General features: G+C 51.8%; 19 protein-coding genes. 1 reads left to right on the top strand and 18 read right to left on the bottom strand.

Annotation, left to right across the window (positions count from 1 at the left end; all coding sequences use genetic code 11):
• Positions 1-324, top strand: a complete 324-nt coding sequence (locus CX651_RS11325; protein ID WP_101056084.1) for an EscU/YscU/HrcU family type III secretion system export apparatus switch protein — start codon at positions 1-3, stop codon at positions 322-324.
• A gap of 113 nt (positions 325-437) precedes the next feature.
• Here CX651_RS11325 and CX651_RS11320 read toward each other — a convergent pair whose 3' ends face one another.
• The 18 genes from CX651_RS11320 to fliO form a co-directional block, all read right to left on the bottom strand.
• A complete protein-coding gene (locus tag CX651_RS11320; RefSeq protein WP_101056102.1) occupies positions 438-848 on the bottom strand; it encodes a DUF2802 domain-containing protein in 411 nt (136 codons plus the stop codon).
• 33 nt (positions 849-881) lie between these two features.
• A complete protein-coding gene (locus CX651_RS11315; protein WP_101056083.1) occupies positions 882-1,376 on the bottom strand; it encodes a chemotaxis protein CheW in 495 nt (164 codons plus the stop codon).
• Positions 1,377-1,383: 7 nt separating this feature from the next.
• On the bottom strand, positions 1,384-2,319 hold the full coding sequence (locus CX651_RS11310; protein ID WP_101056082.1) for a chemotaxis protein CheW: 936 nt from the start codon (positions 2,317-2,319) through the stop codon (positions 1,384-1,386).
• A complete protein-coding gene (locus tag CX651_RS11305) occupies positions 2,303-3,094 on the bottom strand; it encodes a ParA family protein (RefSeq protein ID WP_101056081.1) in 792 nt (263 codons plus the stop codon). The genes CX651_RS11310 and CX651_RS11305 overlap by 17 nt, the downstream gene beginning before the upstream one ends.
• A gap of 76 nt (positions 3,095-3,170) precedes the next feature.
• Complete coding sequence (locus CX651_RS11300) at positions 3,171-3,656, bottom strand: membrane anchored protein in chemotaxis locus (RefSeq protein WP_101056080.1); 486 nt, start codon at positions 3,654-3,656, stop codon at positions 3,171-3,173.
• Entirely contained in the window at positions 3,649-4,797 is a 1,149-nt protein-coding gene (locus CX651_RS11295; RefSeq protein ID WP_101056079.1) for a protein-glutamate methylesterase/protein-glutamine glutaminase, read from the bottom strand. The genes CX651_RS11300 and CX651_RS11295 overlap by 8 nt, the downstream gene beginning before the upstream one ends.
• Positions 4,798-4,817: 20 nt before the next feature.
• Positions 4,818-7,115 carry a chemotaxis protein CheA gene (locus CX651_RS11290; protein WP_101056078.1) on the bottom strand — a complete coding sequence of 766 codons (2,298 nt, stop codon included), beginning with the start codon at positions 7,113-7,115 and terminating at the stop codon, positions 4,818-4,820.
• A gap of 15 nt (positions 7,116-7,130) precedes the next feature.
• Entirely contained in the window at positions 7,131-7,868 is a 738-nt protein-coding gene (locus tag CX651_RS11285) for a protein phosphatase CheZ (protein WP_039035653.1), read from the bottom strand.
• Positions 7,869-7,881: 13 nt separating this feature from the next.
• Positions 7,882-8,265, bottom strand: coding sequence for a chemotaxis response regulator CheY (cheY, locus tag CX651_RS11280; RefSeq protein ID WP_025011074.1), 384 nt, complete (start codon positions 8,263-8,265; stop codon positions 7,882-7,884).
• Between the two features lie 47 nt (positions 8,266-8,312).
• Positions 8,313-9,032, bottom strand: coding sequence for an RNA polymerase sigma factor FliA (locus tag CX651_RS11275; RefSeq protein WP_101056077.1), 720 nt, complete (start codon positions 9,030-9,032; stop codon positions 8,313-8,315).
• A complete protein-coding gene (locus CX651_RS11270) occupies positions 9,025-9,906 on the bottom strand; it encodes a MinD/ParA family protein (protein ID WP_039035673.1) in 882 nt (293 codons plus the stop codon). Before CX651_RS11270 ends, CX651_RS11275 begins: the two co-directional genes overlap by 8 nt.
• 4 nt (positions 9,907-9,910) lie before the next feature.
• On the bottom strand, positions 9,911-11,287 hold the full coding sequence (flhF, locus tag CX651_RS11265) for a flagellar biosynthesis protein FlhF (RefSeq protein WP_101056076.1): 1,377 nt from the start codon (positions 11,285-11,287) through the stop codon (positions 9,911-9,913).
• 6 nt (positions 11,288-11,293) lie between these two features.
• Positions 11,294-13,399: a flagellar biosynthesis protein FlhA gene (flhA, locus tag CX651_RS11260; protein ID WP_101056075.1), complete on the bottom strand. Its 2,106-nt coding sequence runs from the start codon at positions 13,397-13,399 to the stop codon at positions 11,294-11,296.
• A 62-nt stretch (positions 13,400-13,461) separates the two neighbouring features.
• Complete coding sequence (gene flhB / locus CX651_RS11255; protein ID WP_039035649.1) at positions 13,462-14,598, bottom strand: flagellar biosynthesis protein FlhB; 1,137 nt, start codon at positions 14,596-14,598, stop codon at positions 13,462-13,464.
• Entirely contained in the window at positions 14,598-15,395 is a 798-nt protein-coding gene (gene fliR, locus CX651_RS11250; RefSeq protein WP_101056074.1) for a flagellar biosynthetic protein FliR, read from the bottom strand. Before fliR ends, flhB begins: the two co-directional genes overlap by 1 nt.
• Positions 15,396-15,398: 3 nt before the next feature.
• Positions 15,399-15,668, bottom strand: coding sequence for a flagellar biosynthesis protein FliQ (fliQ, locus tag CX651_RS11245; RefSeq protein ID WP_039035647.1), 270 nt, complete (start codon positions 15,666-15,668; stop codon positions 15,399-15,401).
• A gap of 9 nt (positions 15,669-15,677) precedes the next feature.
• Positions 15,678-16,424, bottom strand: a complete 747-nt coding sequence (fliP, locus tag CX651_RS11240; protein WP_101056073.1) for a flagellar type III secretion system pore protein FliP — start codon at positions 16,422-16,424, stop codon at positions 15,678-15,680.
• Positions 16,421-16,777 carry a flagellar biosynthetic protein FliO gene (gene fliO, locus CX651_RS11235; RefSeq protein ID WP_101056072.1) on the bottom strand — a complete coding sequence of 119 codons (357 nt, stop codon included), beginning with the start codon at positions 16,775-16,777 and terminating at the stop codon, positions 16,421-16,423. Before fliO ends, fliP begins: the two co-directional genes overlap by 4 nt.
• Positions 16,778-16,779 lie beyond the last annotated feature (2 nt).

The following is a 16,779-nucleotide window of genomic DNA, read 5'->3' as shown; positions in this document are numbered from 1 at the left end:
ATGTCCGAAGATTCAACCGACAAGCCAAGCAAACCTCGTCAGGCGGTGGCCCTGAGTTATGATGGCAAAACTGCGCCCAAAATCACCGCCAAAGGGCAAGATCTGCTGGCTGAGGAGATTATCGCTTTGGCAAAAGAGGCGGGCATTCATATCCATCAAGACCCTTACTTGAGTGATTTTCTGCAAATGCTGGAGTTGGGACAAGAGATCCCCAAGGAACTCTATCAACTGATCGCCGAGCTGATCGCTTTTGTCTATATGCTGGATGGCAAGTTTCCCGAGCAGTGGAATAACCTGCATCAAAGAATTGTCGACCAGGCCTAAAGAAAGAGAGCTAACACAGGCAAAGAATTACCTTGAAGGGGCTTCGTTCGTTTTCCTGACGATAGAAATAAAAAGAGCGCATTTTAAATGCGCTCTTTTTATTTGATTGAATATCAGGCCCGGGCTGTCTTGCCATGCAAGCGAATTAAAAGTTCTGCTTCCGCTTTGGGTAGCTCACACTCGCGGATAAGCTCATCGACTCCGGCTCCCAGTTGCACCATTTTCATAGCCCGGCTGTAAAGCTTGGCCTGAGGGTCCTGCTGCATTGACTCATCGAGACGAGCATTTTGCTGCGCCAGACGCTTTTCCAGCTCCAACACCCGACGGCCAACGCCTATGGTACCGCTACGCAGTTCCTGCAGTTCCCGCTTGAAGGCCTCTCTTTGCCTGTCGCTTTCCTTGACCAGGACAGTTAACGCCTCAACCTTGTTCCTGAGCTTATTGCTTTGTTTTTGCAAGTAAAGTACCAGTCCGAGACAGGCAATGACATATACCAGCGCAGCGATCAAGAAACCATCGCCCATCATGGGTTAAAACTCCTTTTCCACCAAGACTTATCAGATTTGTGCCAACTCGGCCCACTCATCATCTGAAAGCAACTTGTCCAAGTCGACCAAGATCAATAGCTCATCACCACGATTGCTGACCCCCTGAATAAACTTGGCACTCTCTTCGGTACCCACATTCGGCGCGTTATCGATTTCAGAGCGGCGCAGATAAACCACCTCGGCGACACTGTCGACCAAGATACCTATCACCTGCTTTTCCGCTTCGATAATTACGATTCGGGTAGAGTCGTCCACTTCTGAGGAAGGTAAGCCAAAACGCGAGCGGGTATCAATAACAGTCACCACATTACCGCGCAGATTGATGATCCCCAATACATAGTGAGGAGCCCCCGGGACCGGGGCAATTTCGGTATAACGCAATACTTCCTGAACCTGCATCACGTTGATGCCATAGGTTTCGTTATCCAGCCTGAAGGTTACCCACTGGAGAACGGCATCGTCCTTGCTTGCAGATACCGCTGCTACATTTCTTGAATCAGTCATATTTACCTCAGTCTATCGGATCCTGACAACCTAACCCGGCATTGAGCATTTCAATCAATGCCTGCACATGTAAAATGCCACACATTTGTTCTTTCACTACTCCGGCCAACCAGGGGCGTTTACCTTGACTGCCTCGCCAGTTGACCTGCGACTTGTCAATTTTGACCGCATTGACCAAAGACTCACAAGCCAAACCCCAATTACTGTTTTCCAATACTACAAGATATTGATAATTTACGGATTGCGCCAGTTTATCGTCGTATTTTTCCGGCATAACCCAGGCGCAGGTATCAACGATATTCAGTTGTGAATCCCGGTAGCCCTGAACCCCCATAAACCAGCTTGGGCGTCCAAAAATATGATTAATACGCTCTATTCTGACGATACCGCCCAGACTTATCAGCGGCACCGCCAATGTCAGTCCCGCCACTTTAAAGAACAATACTTGAAACTCGTCTTCCAGTTGATCCTTAAGCGGTTCTAGAGGCACTGCCGGTGCGCCGACTTGCGTCTCCAATTGCACCACTTCCTGTCGCTCAGGCTCTGTTAGCTCTTGGAGCTGAGCCTGTTCGCTCACGGCGGCATCAGTTTGAACATTCAACTGCCCGGCAATAGCTTCCACCTGCGGTTCAAGCTTGTTAACCGTTTTCAACGGCGTTTCTGTAGCCACTTCAGCCGCTTTCGTCTCAGCAACCGCCTCTTTAAACACCGGCGCCAACAACTGCTCCAGCGCATTGCGGTCAAGTGTCGGCGTCTTCTGCGCTGCCGGATATTGCTCGGCACTTGTATCAGGCCGGGAAATGACCGTCATCTTGGGCTCAGCCTCTATTGGCGCAGCAGTATTATCCCTTAACCCAGTGGGTGTCGTTTGGGCTGCCGGGTCAGACTCAGTCAGCAACAGGTTGAAATAATCAAAAACAGTCTCATCAACCGATTTTGACATGGTTAAACTCCCCCGCCAGCAGATAATCGAGCAAACGCTCGTAGGCCTTCACCCCCCGCGTGTTGGGGGCATAGTGGGACGCCGGCAGGTGGGCCAAACTGGCGTCGCGAAACTTGGTATCCACAGGGATCACATCCGGCCATAAGGTATCGCCGTATACCTCGCCGAGATGCTGCAAAGCTGCGGGCGAAGCCTTGGTGCGTCTGTCATACATGGTTGGCACTATGGAGTAACTGTAGCGGATCTTCTTCGAGCGCCCCATCAGCTCCATAGTTTTGATCATTCTATCCAGGCCTTTAATCGCCAAAAACTCGGTCTGAACCGGGATCACTATATGTTGGCTGGCTGCCAGAGCATTGACCATCAATACCCCCAGCACAGGAGGACAGTCGACCAAGGCGACATCATAGTCATCCTCAACCGACTTGAGAATATTACGCAGCACCAGCCCCATGCCTTCCTGGTGACCAAGGGCGCGATCCAAAGTGGCCAACGCCATAGTTGCCGCCAAAAGATCGACTCCCTCAACCGAGGTGGGAACCGCATGCTGCTTTACCAAAGAGGTGTCAAGCTGCTTATGAGCCAGAAACAGGTCATATAATGAGCCGGGCACCTCTTCCGAATCTATGCCCAAATAGTAACCCAGCGAAGCATGGGGATCTGTGTCTATCATCAGAACCCGCTGACCACGCTTGGCCAGCGTGCCCGCCAAACTGGCTACTGTTGTGGTTTTGCCCACTCCGCCTTTTTGGTTTGCAATGGTCCAGACCTTCACTTTCTGCCCCTTATTCTCGCCTTGTCGGCCAACTCGTGAAACGAGCCACTATTATTGTCGTTCTTGTCTTGTACGGCTACTCATTACCCTCTTCACGGGTAGTGACCCGGATCCCACCGTGAGGTAAACGTATTACTTTTACGCCATTTTCCAACTCCGTCACCCTGGCATCTTCAGTCTCAGCTTGGGGCGCTGGCGTTACAGCAGTGCCTTGAACCGTTATTTTTTCAGGGTTCTCTGCAGCCACTGCCGCCCGGGGAGCTTGCACTTGAGGCGATACATCCGCTGCCGTCTCTGCCCCCGATGCCACCTTAGGTCTAATCACATCCAATAAGGATGCAGTCTGCTGCGGATGACGGCTCATCCAATCGGCAATAATCGCCGCCTGTTCATCCGGCACCATCAAGAGCACTTGGGACGACTCAAGCTGGGTGACTTCCTCACTCAGTTGCCGGTTCTTTTGTCGCAAATCCCAGTAAAGTGCAGCCACAACCAACAGGGCAACCAAACATAAAAACAGCGCCAACCGGTATCCCAGTATGCGCGTTTCGTTATCAGCCACGAGCCGACTCTCGCAATATCGCTTCAGCCATATTATCCAGCGAAATGGACTGGCTGGAGATACCGGCGGTTGTCACTGCCTGCGGCATACCATAAACAACACAGGAAGCTTCATCCTGGGCCCAGATGGTAGCGCCAACACCTTTGAGCATGCGCGCCCCTTCACGGCCATCGGCGCCCATTCCCGTCAGGATAACCGCCAAAACATCACCACCAAACGCCTTGGAAGCTGAAGCAAAAGTGATATCGACACAGGGCTTGTAATTCATGTCTTCATTGCCGGCGAGAATTTTAATCCGGCCTGAGGCCCCTGAACGCTCCAGCATCATTTGCATGCCGCCGGGCGCAAGATAAGCGCAACCGGGCCTGAGCATGTCACCGTTGACAGCTTCTTTGACTTCTATCTTGCACAAACCATTAAGCCTGCTGGCAAAGGCCGGTGTAAAAGCTGCCGGCATATGCTGCACCAATAAAATGGGATGTGGATAGTCCGCCGGGAACTGGGTCAATATTCGCTGTAATGCCACAGGCCCACCGGTGGAAGTGCCTATCACCAGCAATTTATATTGCTTGCCGCTGGCTCTTGCAGGCGCCGCCCCCGTATTGCGTCTCTGCAATTGGCGATTGGCAGCAATACTTGCTGCTGTAGAGCTCTGGCGCTGCAAACTGCTTGACGCTGCTGGTCGGTTTGACGAACCAGCAGGCGTAGGTGTTACGTTCGGCCGAACTATGGGGCGAAATATCCGCCTGCGTCCCAACGCCTTGACCCTTTGCTGCAGCAAACGAATCGCTTCATCCTTGTTGGTGGCAATATCTTCAAAACGCTTGGGTAGAAAATCCAAAGCCCCGGCGTCCAGCGCATCCAAGGTCGCCTTGGCGCCATCATGGGTTAAAGAGGAGAACATCAGGATAGGTGTCGGATGAGTGGCCATTATCTGCCGCACGGCGGTTATTCCGTCCATTATCGGCATTTCAATATCCATGGTGATTACCTGAGGCTTGAGCTCAGCGGCCAGCTTAACGGCTTCGGCACCGTTATTGGCCATTCCTATCACTTCAAGCTCAGGATCCTGATTGACTATTTCGCTGACTCGTCGTCGAAAGAAGCTCGAATCATCGACAACCAAAACTTTAATGGTCATTTAAATCCTTATACAGCACTTCAACGCTTGGACTTGGCGTAGTGCTTCAATAATCCTGGTACATCGAGGATCAGCGCAATACCGCCGTCCGATGTTATAGTGGCCCCCGCCATCCCCGGCGTACCGTGCAACATGGAGCCCAGCGGTTTAATCACCACCTCTTCCTGACCTATCAGGGCATCCACCACAAAGCCTATCTGCATAGTGCCAAGCTGCACTATAACCACATGGCCATGCTTCTTGTCACCATGTTGGAAGCTCATGGGTTTACGGCTAAGCCAACGTTCGAGATAGAACAGCGGCACCGCTTTTTCCCTGACAATTACCGTCAGTTGTCCATCCACTATATTGGTCTTGGTCAGATCCAGATGGAAAATTTCATTCACACTGGAGAGCGGCAAGGCAAACACTTGCTTGGCAACTTCCACCATCAGAGTGGGCATAATCGCCAAGGTCAAGGGTACCTTAATCTCCAGACGGGTGCCTTTACCTTTGGCTGAATCGATATGTACAGAGCCGTTAAGTTGGGTGATACGGGTCTTAACCACATCCATCCCCACCCCACGGCCGGAAATATCAGAAATCTCTACCTTGGTCGAGAAGCCGGGGGCGAAAATCAGGTTATAGGCTTCCTGATCGGACATACGGGCAGCGCTGTCTTCATCCAGCACGCCACGACTAATAGCAATCTCTTTGAGTTTTCCAGCATCCATACCGGCGCCGTCATCCTCAATTTTAAGCAGAATATGATCACCTTCCTGGCTGGCTGCCAGGGTAATCACCCCGGTTCTGGGTTTACCATTGGCCTCACGTACATCAGGCATTTCAATACCATGATCCACTGAATTACGCACCAGGTGCACCAGAGGGTCAGCAAGGGCTTCGACCAGGTTCTTATCCAGATCCGTGTCTTCACCTATCATCCGCAGATCTATCTCTTTATTGAGGCTGCGGGCCAAATCGCGAACCACCCGAGGGAAACGACCGAATACTTTCTTAATCGGCTGCATCCGGGTCTTCATCACAGCACCCTGCAGATCGGAAGTCACTAGGTCCAGATTGGCCAGCGCCTTGGACATCTCCTCGTCTTCACGGGATATCCCAAGACTGACCAGGCGATTACGCACCAATACCAGCTCACCGACCATATTCATGATCTCATCCAGACGAGCCGTATCAACCCGAACTGTGGTTTCCCCCTGCGGCACGCTGGCTGCAGCCTTGGCAGGTGTAGCCTCTTTAGCAACAGCTGGAGACTTGGCCTGAGGTTTGGCGGCGGCTTTAGGAGCCTCGACTTTGGCAGTTGCAGCTGTGACCTTTTGTGTAGCCGCTGCAGGCGCTTTGGACTGGGCTGCTTGAGATGTAGAAGCTTGAGATGCCGAGGGTTGGGATACAGCAGGCTCTGAACCACTGGCTTTAGCCCCTGGACCGGCGCCTTTGCCATGTAACTCATCGAGGAGCTTTTCAAACTCATCATCGGAGATTTCATCGGCATCGACACTGGCAGATGCGGCTTCCTCAACGACTGCGCTGTTGGCTGCAGGCGCCGCGGCAAACTGCCCCTTACCATGCAACTCATCGAGCAGTCGTTCAAATTCATCGTCAGTGATGTCATCCGAAGAAGAACTTACAGAGGCGCTGTCGCTGGAGTTGGTAGCATCACTACTCGGGGCCGGAGTACTACCGGCAGAAGGTCCCTTACCTGAACCATGCAAGGCATCCAGCAAGGCTTCAAACTCGGCTTCATCGATTTCATCTATACTGGCTGCACCGCTTTGGTTCGATGTCTCGGGGGGTTGTGAAGTTGGCTCCTCAAACAGCTCCACCGCGGCGCTATCAAGCATGCCATCAAATAACTCATCAACACTCTCATCGCCGGTTTCAACTGCGGCAGGCGTTTCCGCCTGAGCCTGTTCTGAAGGCAAAGGCGCACCTGAGCTAAGCAGCTTAAGTTTCGCCAATAACACTTCATCTGCAGCTTCCTGCTCCTGACCGGACTGGGTTTGGTTGAACATGGTGTTAATCGTGTCCAACGCTTGCAGTATGATATCCATCAACTCGGAGTTGACACTGCGCTTACCGGTACGCAATAAATCGAAGGTGTTTTCTGCCTCGTGGCAGACATCCACCATGGGCCCCAACCCGAGGAATCCTGCACCGCCTTTGACCGTGTGAAATCCCCTGAAGATGGCGTTGAGCAAATCTGTATCTTCCGGATTATTTTCCAGAGATACCAGCTGTTCCTGCAACAGCTCAAGGATCTCGCCAGCTTCAATCAAAAAATCCTGGAGTATCTCTTCATCAACATCAAAGGCCATTAAATTGACTCCTAATTAGAAACCCAGACTTGATAGCAGATCATCGACTTCATCCTGACCATTCACCACGTCTTCGCGTTGCTCTGCGTTCAGTATGGGACCTTCTGCCTCTATGCTCTTATCCTCAGCGCCACAGAGATCATCCAGCGGCTGCTCACCGAACACGGTCAGCAAAGAAACCAAGCTGTTTTCCACTTCCCGCACCAGTTCTATGACCCGACGGATCATCTGTCCGGTCAAATCCTGAAAATCCTGAGCCATCAGTATCTGATTCAGTAATTCCCGCAGCCGACAAGCATCAGCTTCACTCTGTTGCATAAAGTGTTGTACGTCATGACACAGGCCCTTGAACTCATGCAAGGCCAAATCACGGCGCATCAGCTTATCCCAGGCTGGTTTGACATTTTGCAGGTTGGTGCTCAAAGCATCCGACAAAGGCAGGCATTCTTCGACTGCGTCCATAGTTTTGTTGGCTGCTTGCTCTGTCATATCAATGACATAGGTAAGACGTTCTTTGGCATCGGGGATATCAGTGTTGGCAAGCTCAATAAGGCGGCTATCTACCTGAAAATCCACTAAGGCGTTGTGCAACTGGCGGGTCAACTTACCGACTTCTTCGAACAGATCCCTTTGCAGGGGAGCCGCCAGTTCCCGCAGCAATTCGTCGGCCTTGTCCTGCTCTCCCTGACTGAGCAGGGCAACCAATTCCTGTGCCTGCTCCAAAGTCACCAGCCCGGATGTCTCTGCTTTCATTGCATCACCCCACTCAACCGAGCCGTTCGAAAATCTTATCCAATTTCTCTTTCAACGTAGCCGCGGTAAAAGGCTTAACAACATAACCATTCACACCGGCCTGAGCCGCCGCAATAATCTGTTCACGTTTGGCTTCGGCAGTTACCATTAACACAGGGATATGTTTGAGATGCTCGTCGGCGCGAATCGCCTTGAGCAGATCGATTCCCTGCATCCCGGGCATATTCCAGTCGGTCACGACGAAGTCAAAGTCGCCCTTTTGCAGCATAGGCAGAGCTGTTGAACCATCGTCTGCTTCCTGGGTGTTATTGAACCCCAGGTCTCGCAACAAGTTCTTAATGATCCGTCTCATCGTTGAAAAGTCGTCAACGATAAGAATCTTCATATTCTTGTCCAAGGTTTCCTCCGGTGAGCTGACATACTTATAAGTTGCTCAATCATTAATTACGCTTGTGTCCAATGCTTGAGTTTGGCTTTCAGCCTCAGCATGGCCTGACTATGGATCTGGCTCACCCGGGACTCACTTACCTCAAGAATGACACCAATCTCTTTTAAATTCAGTGCTTCGTCATAATACAGCGACAAAACCAAGGCATCGCGCTCTGGCAAGCGCTTAATGGCATCGGTTAAGGCTGATTGGAATTTGCTTTGAGCCAGGCCCTCAAAAGTGTCATCTGCCGGCATATCTTCCGACATCAACACATCGGGCGCTACCCCCAAATCTTCTATTCCTATGATTTTACCGGTAGAAACATCATTGAGAATATGATGATATTCATCCAACGACATCTCCAATCGCTCGGCAATTTCACTATCACGGGCATCCCGCCCCAACTCCTGTTCAAGCTCATCCATCACCTGAGCGACTCGCCGGTTATTGCGATGAACCGAGCGCGGAACCCAGTCGCCACGGCGTATCTCATCTATCATGGCGCCACGGATGCGGATCCCGGCAAAGGTCTCAAATTTGGCGCCTTTGCTGCCATCAAACTTGGATGAAGCTTCCAGCAATCCCATCATGCCGGCCTGCAGCAGGTCATCGAGTTGAACCGATGCAGGCAGACGGGCAAGCAGATGATGGGCTATTCGTTTTACCAGCGGTGCATAATGCTCAACGATCTGTGTCTTATCGTTTAAACCTGCGTATGCAGCCGCTTTATTCACTCGTACCATCCTCTCGGTAATCTGTCCTTTGAACCAAGCGCTCAACAAAAAACTCGAGATGCCCTCCAGGTTGCTGAGGTATAGGCCAGCTCATAATCTTGTTTGCCAGTCCATGATAAGCAATACTGGCCGGAGACTTGGGATAAGCTTCCACTATCAGTTTCTGTTTCCGCACCGACTTACGCAGATTCTCGTCGAACGGGATAGTTGCCACAAGTTCAAGTGCCACATCCAAAAATCTGTCTGTTACTTTACTGAGCTTAGCAAATAACTCCATCCCTTCCCGCAAACTCCGTACCATATTTGCGACAATTTTGAAGCGGAACACACCATGCTCACGACTGAGTATCTTAATCAGCGCATAAGCGTCGGTAATAGAGGTGGGTTCATCACAGACAACCACGAGTACATCCTGTGATGCACGAGAGAAGCTGAGTACCATATCCGAGATCCCGGCGGCCGTATCGACTACCAAGATATCAAACTGGGTTTTCATTTCGCTGAAGGCGCGGATAAGCCCGGCGTGCTGTGCCGCAGTCAGTTCGACCATGGCCTGAGTCCCCGAGGTGGCAGGAATAATGCCTATTCCTTTTGGGCCACGAACGATAATATCATCAAGTTCAGACTCTCCCGATAGCACATGGGACAAATTGCGTTCGGCGCGTAGGCCGAGCATCACATCCACATTAGCCAACCCTAAGTCAGCATCCAAAACCAGGACACGTTTGCCTTTTTCTGCCAGAGCAACCGCAGTATTGATGGAGACACTGGTTTTACCCACGCCCCCCTTGCCTCCGGTCACGGCAATTACTTTTACTTTTTCGTTATTTGGTTGATTCATCATTCGTAAACCGCTCGCTTGGTCCCGGGTCATAGCTTTACTCAAATGCATAGGTCATCTCTTCTGACCTGGCTTTATTATTAAAATGACTTGCTTCAGTCTTGTTCAGTATGGCCAATGCCTGCTTGGCCAAGGTCAGGGTATCGGCGACCTGCATATCCTCAGGAACCCTTTGACCATCAGTAATATAACTTAATGATAATCCACTTTGGATCAACACGCTCAACGCGGCCCCCAAAGAGACGGACTCATCAAGTTTAGTTAAAACCGCCCCCGCGAGATCAATTCGCTGGAAATGACTTACCGCCTCTTCAAGCACCCGACGTTGGCCGGTCGCCGAGAGCACCAGATAGCTACGAATAGGCAAACGGGTATTGGCGGCAAGATTATCCAGTTGTTGGTACAGGCGCATATCCCTTTGACCCATACCAGCGGTATCTATCAAAACCAGCTTCCGGCTGCGGAACTGATACAGTATCTGCTCCAACTCATTGAGGTCATGAGCTTGCTTCACCGGGCATCCCATTATTTTGCCATAAGTTGCCAATTGCTCAAAGGCTCCGATGCGATAATGGTCCATGGTAACCAACAATACGGAATCCGGGCCATGGTGGGCAATAAAACGGGCCGCCAGTTTAGCCAATGTCGTGGTTTTACCGACTCCTGTAGGGCCGACCAGGGCGACAATTCCACCCTGACGCATTAAATCATCCCCCTGATTATCAAGCAGGTTTGCCAGACTTTGCGGCAAGGCATGTCCAAGCTCAGCGCTTTGATAGTGCTGACTCAGCGATGCCAGACGCTCGGCAACTTCGGGGGAGAATTCAGCTTCCAATAATTTACGTTCCAGCATAGCGCCGACGGGATCGGTGCGGCTGCGCTGATCCGCCATTAGACTGGACAGCTGGTGCGTCAACAAGCCGCGCAGCGAAGCCAGCTCTTCACGCATGGCCTCCATCTCTTGCTGTTGCTTGGCGCTGTTGCCCTTGCTTACCCGCTCCGGTGTCTTTTCCCGCAGCTGTGGTGCAGGTTTGTGCTCTTCAGTAAGCCCTTGGGCCCAAGCCGGCATCTCGAGTTCCTTGACGTTACTTTGCTGCCCAAGCTGTTCATTCAAACGGCTCTGTTGCCGCTCAAGTAAAGCTTGCAAAGAGTCGGCCACAGGCTCTGGTTTGGCTTTTCTGCTAGTGTGTACATGCCCAGCGCCGAGGGAGACTTTATCCTCTCCCAATTCCATAAAAGGCGATGCGGTTGGTGCCGCTGCTGGCTTGGGGTCGTCATAATCAACCGCTGCCACTATTTCGATGCCGCCGGTAACCTTTTTATTGGACATGATCACGGCATCTGCGCCCAGAGTCTCTTTCACCTGAGCCAGGGCTGCGCGCATATCTTTGGCAAAAAAACGTTTAATCTTCACTCTCGGTTACCCCTGTTGGCCAACGGCTGACACTATACGTATCTGTTTCTCGTCTGGGATCTCCTGATAAGAGATCACCCGCAGATTGGGAATAGTGTGCTTAACAAAACGAGACAGGGTAGAACGCAGCATGCCGGATGTCAGCAATATGGCGGGCTGACCGACCATTTCCTGCTTCTGGGCTGCGCCTGCCAGTGACTGTTGCATACGCTCTGCCAGTCCCGGCTCGATATTCGGACCTTCGCCCCCTGTCGCCTGCATTGACTGATGCAACATCTGTTCCAATTCTGGCGCCAAAGTTATGACGGGGATTTCCGGCTCAGGACCGGCTATCTCCTGCACTATCATACGTTTGAGGGCAATACGCACGGCGGCGGTCAACACCTCGGTATCATTACTTTTGGGCCCATACTCAAGCAAAGTTTGCACTATGGTACGCAGATCCCGAATCGACACCCCTTCATTAAGCAAGTTTTGCATCACTTTAACCACATTCCCCAAGGTCATCACATCGGGAATAAAACCATCGACCAATTTGGGCGAATGCTTGGCCAGCATATCCAGCAACTGTTGCACTTCTTCATAACCCAGCAGTTTGGAGGCGTTGTTGGTCAAAAGTTGGCTGAGATGGGTAGCGACCACAGTGGCGGCATCCACAACCGTGTAACCCAGGGTTTGGGCGTGTTCTCTGAGCTCGGGTGCAATCCATACCGCATCCAGACCAAAGGCGGGATCTTTGGTTTCTATGCCATCCAGCTTACCAAATACCTGGCCCGGGTTGATTGCCAATTCGCAATCGTGACGCACTTCGGCTTCACCACTGGCCACCCCCATCAAGGAGATACGATAGGCATTTGGGGAAAGGTCCAGGTTGTCGCGGATATGCACCGCCGGCACCAGGAATCCCAGCTCCTGAGACAACTTCTTGCGAACCCCTTTGATACGGCCAAGAAGCTCGCCGCCCTGACCTTTATCCACCAAAGGAATAAGGCGATAACCCACCTCCAAGCCTATGGTGTCAACATGACGCACATCGTCCCAACTAAGCTCTTTAGGTTCACTAAGGCTTTTCTCGGTCGGCCCTTTCTTGGCCAGTTCCAGCGCCTGTTGTTTGTTCTTTTCATTGCGCTTATAGATAAAGAAAGCGCCCACAGAGGTCAGTACTGCAAAGGTTAAAAATGCCAGATGTGGCATGCCGGGTACTATTCCCATCACAAAGAGCACTGCCGAAGCGATCATCAAAGATTTGGGATTGTCGAACATCTGCTGTACGACCTGCTGTCCCATATCGCCGGACTCATTCTGGCGGGTCACCATCAGCGCCGCAGCAATCGACAACAGCAGCCCTGGGATCTGCGCTACCAAGCCGTCACCTATGGTCAGCAGGGTGTAAATCTCTACCGCTTGGGAAAAACTCAGCCCGTGCTGGACTATACCTATGATGAAACCACCGAGAATATTGATCACCAAGATCAAAATACCGGCAATCGCGTCCCCTTTAACAAACTTGGAGGCACCATCCATAGAGCCGTAGAAGTCAGCCTCGCGGGTCACCTCTTCGCGGCGCACCCTGGCCTGCTCCTGGTTAAGGATCCCAGCATTGAGGTCAGCATCAATCGCCATCTGTTTACCCGGCATAGCATCCAAGGTAAAGCGAGCACTTACCTCAGAGATACGCCCTGCACCTTTGGTCACCACGGCAAAGTTGATGATAATCAGAATGAGGAACACCACTAGACCCACGGCATAGTTACCGCCGATCACCACCGAGCCGAAGGCTTCAATCACTTTACCGGCTGCATCACCACCATTGTGACCTTCAAGCAACACCACCCGGGTAGAGGCGACGTTAAGCGCCAGTCTGAGCAAAGTGGCAACCAGCAAAACGGTCGGGAAAGCGGCAAAATCCAGCGGCCTTTGGGTATAAACAGCCACCAAGAGCACCACCAGCGCCAAAGCGATATTGAAGGAAAACAGGATATCCAGCAGAAAGGCCGGCATAGGCAAAACTATCATGGCCAATGTCGCCAGCACCAGAAGCGGCGTGCCTACGCCCTTGAAGTTTGCCGGTTTTACTTGCCTCAGTTGCCCGAGCGTCGCTTTAACATCCATTCACTATTAGCCTGAAGTTTGACACTTGGGCTGAGTTCAGCAAGTTTCACGCCAAGTTCACCTCAATACTGCTTGTATTCATCCGGAATGGGTTGATTGAGAGGAATGGGTTTGGGCCGTGTGCCCTTGCCTTTTTGGTATTGCCTGAGCTGGAACACATAGGCGAGCACTTGGGCCACAGCGGTGAAAAGACCTTCGGGGATCTGTTGATTAAGCTTGGTGGTATGGTAAATCGCCCGCGCCAATGGCGGCGCCGACACTATGGCGACTTGGTGCTCCCTGGCAATTTCACGGATTTTAAAGGCCACATCGTCGACACCTTTGGCAAGCACAAAGGGCGCCGGTGACTTGTCGACATCATATTTTATCGCCACCGCAAAGTGCTCAGGGTTAACCACTATCACATCGGCATTGGGCACTTCGGTCATCATCCGCCGCTGGGCCATCTCCCTTTGCAACTGGCGAATACGGCCTTTGACTTCAGGCTTGCCTTCAGTGTCTTTGTACTCGTCCTTGACTTCCTGTTTGGTCATCCGCAACTGTTTGGCGTGATTCCAAATTTGAAACGGCACATCGATCACCACTATCACTAAGGTCGAAGCGCAGAGCAAAATAAAGATCCATACCAAGAGCTCCAGTGCATGGCGTATATTGCCCGGCAAGTGATCCTGCGACAACCTCAGGATATCGTCGAAATAAAAACTCAGCAGCAGATAAGCCGATAGTGCCACCACAGAAAACTTGGCAATCCCCTTGGCCAACTCCACCAGCGCCTGTACCCCAAACATACGTTTAAAGCCGTTCAAGGGGTTCATCTTGCTGCCCTTGGGCATAAATGCCTGAGCCGAGAAACTAATACCACCGAGGACAATATTACCGACAAAGGCCACGAAACCGAGAAACAGAATAAAACCGGCCATAGGCCAACCCAGCTCGGCGGCAACTATACCCCAGACATTGAACAGACTATTGGTATCGAATATCTGATCCCGCTCCATGGAGAAGAGACGGCTCATGACCGAGGCCAGACTGGCAGCCAGACTTGGCCCCAACATGGCAAAACCTAGAGCTGCAGCCAATAATACCGCTGAAGTGCCTAACTCTTTTGACCTTGCAACCTGCCCTTTCTCTCTGGCCTGTTGCAAGCGCCTGGAGGTTGCCTCCTCGGTTTTTTCCTGCCCATCTTCGTTTTCTGCCATCAGGGCACTCCATCCAGATTACAGGTCAGCTCCAGCATGTCACACAGCAACAGCTGCGCCGCATGCCAAACCTCATCGAAGTGAGCCATTACAGGCCCCAGCGTCAGCCACAGAATAATCAGCCCGCCTATCATGGTGACGGGAAAACCTATGGCAAAGATGTTCAGCTGTGGCGCCGCCCGGGTCATTACCCCGAAAGAAAGGTTAACGGTAAGCAAAGCCACAATGGCCGAGATAGACATGGTCAAAGCGGCACCAAACATATAACTGCCCCACTCGGCCAGAGTTCGATAATTGGCGATTTTTATCCCTTCATTGGATACCGGCAAGGTTTCAAAGCTTGCCACCAACATACGTATCATCACCAGGTGACCATCGACCGCCAGGAAGATCATGGTGGTGAGCAGCAAAAAGAAGTTACCTATCACAAGTGTCTGCTGCCCTGAGCTGGGATCCACCATAGAGGCAAAACCCAAACTGGTCTGCATACCGATTATCTGCCCGGTCAGCACAAAGGTTTGCATGATAAGTAAGGTGACAAAACCCATGGCAGTGCCGATAAGAATTTGCTGAGCAGTAATAAATACCGCCGCCAGAGAGAAAAGGTCCACCCCGGGCATGGGCGGCAGGACAGGTGCTATCGCCACCGTCAGGGCCAGCGAAAGCAATAAACGGACTCTGGCGGGCGTGGTATTGGCACCAAAAACCGCCATCACCATCAACATGCTGGCCACCCGAAACAGGGGCCAAAGATAGGCGGCCAGGGTTTGTTGAATGCTGTCGAACAGTATCTCCATGGTTCAGCCCACCACTTGTGGGATCCTGTGAACCATCTCGATAAAGAACTCCATCATGGTGCGTACCAGCCAATGGCCAAGAAACATGAGTGCGAACAGAGTCATCAAGAGCCTGGGCAGAAAACTCAATGTCTGTTCGTTAATGGAGGTTGCCGCCTGAAACACGGCCACAATCAAACCTATAACTAACCCGGGCACCACTATGGCCGAAACCATCAACACAATCACCGCCAGGGCTTCGCGAAAAATGTCGATCAGTGCTTCGGGAGTCATTTATGCCTCCTATAAACCGAAGCTGCCGGCAAGTGTACCCATCACCAGGGTCCAACCATCGACCAGTACAAACAGCATGATCTTAAACGGCAAGGAAACAATCATGGGGGACAACATCATCATACCCATGGCCATCAGGATACTGGCCACCACCAAATCCAGTACCAGAAATGGCACGAATAGCATAAAGCCTATTTGGAATGCGGTCTTGAGCTCACTGGTGATAAAGGCCGGGATCACCACAGTCATGGGAGCATCTTCAGGATTGTTGATATTCTGATAACCTGAGATCTCAATAAAGGAGTTGAGATCTGTGGTGCGGGTCTGCGACAACATAAACTTTTTAAGCGGCGATTGTCCGGCATCGAATGCCTGCTGCAAGGTCATGCTGTCATTCATGTAAGGCTGCACTGCGTCATCATAGATACGGTCAAACACTGGCGCCATGATAAAGAAGGTCATAAACAGGCTCATACCAATAAGAACCTGGTTGGAGGGAGTCTGTTGCAACCCTATCGCCTGTCGCAAGATAGATAAGACGACTATGATACGGGTGAAAGAAGTCAGCATAATCACCATGGCCGGCAGGAAGCTCATGGCGGTCATCAGCAGCAAGATCTGCATGGTCACCGAATACTGGGTCGAACCATCCGGCCCGGTAGTCACGGTTACCGCAGGAAACAGCGCATCCTGAGCTTGAGCAAAGCCTGGCAACAATATCAGGGGAAGTAGCAGGAGTGGCCAATATTTCATCATGGTTTCACCCTGGCTTGTCTGAGCTTGGCGGCGAAGCTCTCGTTGTCTATGGTCACCGGCCGCTCCAGCTTATCCACCAGGGAAACTTGCGCCGCGGTAACTCCCAGCAGGTACTGCTGACCGTCCAGCTCCACCAACACCAACCTTTCTTTTTGCCCGAGCGGGGTAACCGCCAGCGTCTTGATAGCCGATTGGCTGCCCGGCACCAGATTAAGGCGTTTAACCAGATAAGCCAGCACAAAAATCAGCGCCAGTACCAGGATAAGCCCACCCATCATGCTGGCCATGGTCGCCAGGCTGTTGCCGCCGTCGTGAGTCAAGGCGGTTGCCGCCTGGGTCGTTGTTTGAGTCATGG

Source organism: Shewanella chilikensis, from assembly GCF_002836945.1.
Classification (GTDB): domain Bacteria; phylum Pseudomonadota; class Gammaproteobacteria; order Enterobacterales; family Shewanellaceae; genus Shewanella; species Shewanella chilikensis.
This window is presented reverse-complemented; position numbering and strand designations above follow the sequence as displayed.

Bases quoted from the DNA above. Each gene is read 5' to 3' on its own strand.
- CX651_RS11325 (WP_101056084.1), top strand. From the start codon at position 1: ATGTCCGAAGATTCAACCGACAAGCCAAGCAAACCTCGTCAGGCGGTG.
- CX651_RS11320 (WP_101056102.1), bottom strand. From the start codon at position 848: ATGGGCGATGGTTTCTTGATCGCTGCGCTGGTATATGTCATTGCCTGT.
- CX651_RS11315 (WP_101056083.1), bottom strand. From the start codon at position 1,376: ATGACTGATTCAAGAAATGTAGCAGCGGTATCTGCAAGCAAGGACGAT.
- CX651_RS11310 (WP_101056082.1), bottom strand. From the start codon at position 2,319: ATGTCAAAATCGGTTGATGAGACTGTTTTTGATTATTTCAACCTGTTG.
- CX651_RS11295 (WP_101056079.1), bottom strand. From the start codon at position 4,797: ATGACCATTAAAGTTTTGGTTGTCGATGATTCGAGCTTCTTTCGACGA.
- CX651_RS11290 (WP_101056078.1), bottom strand. From the start codon at position 7,115: ATGGCCTTTGATGTTGATGAAGAGATACTCCAGGATTTTTTGATTGAA.
- CX651_RS11285 (WP_039035653.1), bottom strand. From the start codon at position 7,868: ATGAAAGCAGAGACATCCGGGCTGGTGACTTTGGAGCAGGCACAGGAA.
- CX651_RS11270 (WP_039035673.1), bottom strand. From the start codon at position 9,906: ATGACCCGGGACCAAGCGAGCGGTTTACGAATGATGAATCAACCAAAT.
- flhA (WP_101056075.1), bottom strand. From the start codon at position 13,399: ATGGATGTTAAAGCGACGCTCGGGCAACTGAGGCAAGTAAAACCGGCA.
- flhB (WP_039035649.1), bottom strand. From the start codon at position 14,598: ATGGCAGAAAACGAAGATGGGCAGGAAAAAACCGAGGAGGCAACCTCC.
- fliR (WP_101056074.1), bottom strand. From the start codon at position 15,395: ATGGAGATACTGTTCGACAGCATTCAACAAACCCTGGCCGCCTATCTT.
- fliQ (WP_039035647.1), bottom strand. From the start codon at position 15,668: ATGACTCCCGAAGCACTGATCGACATTTTTCGCGAAGCCCTGGCGGTG.
- fliP (WP_101056073.1), bottom strand. From the start codon at position 16,424: ATGATGAAATATTGGCCACTCCTGCTACTTCCCCTGATATTGTTGCCA.
- fliO (WP_101056072.1), bottom strand. From the start codon at position 16,777: ATGACTCAAACAACGACCCAGGCGGCAACCGCCTTGACTCACGACGGC.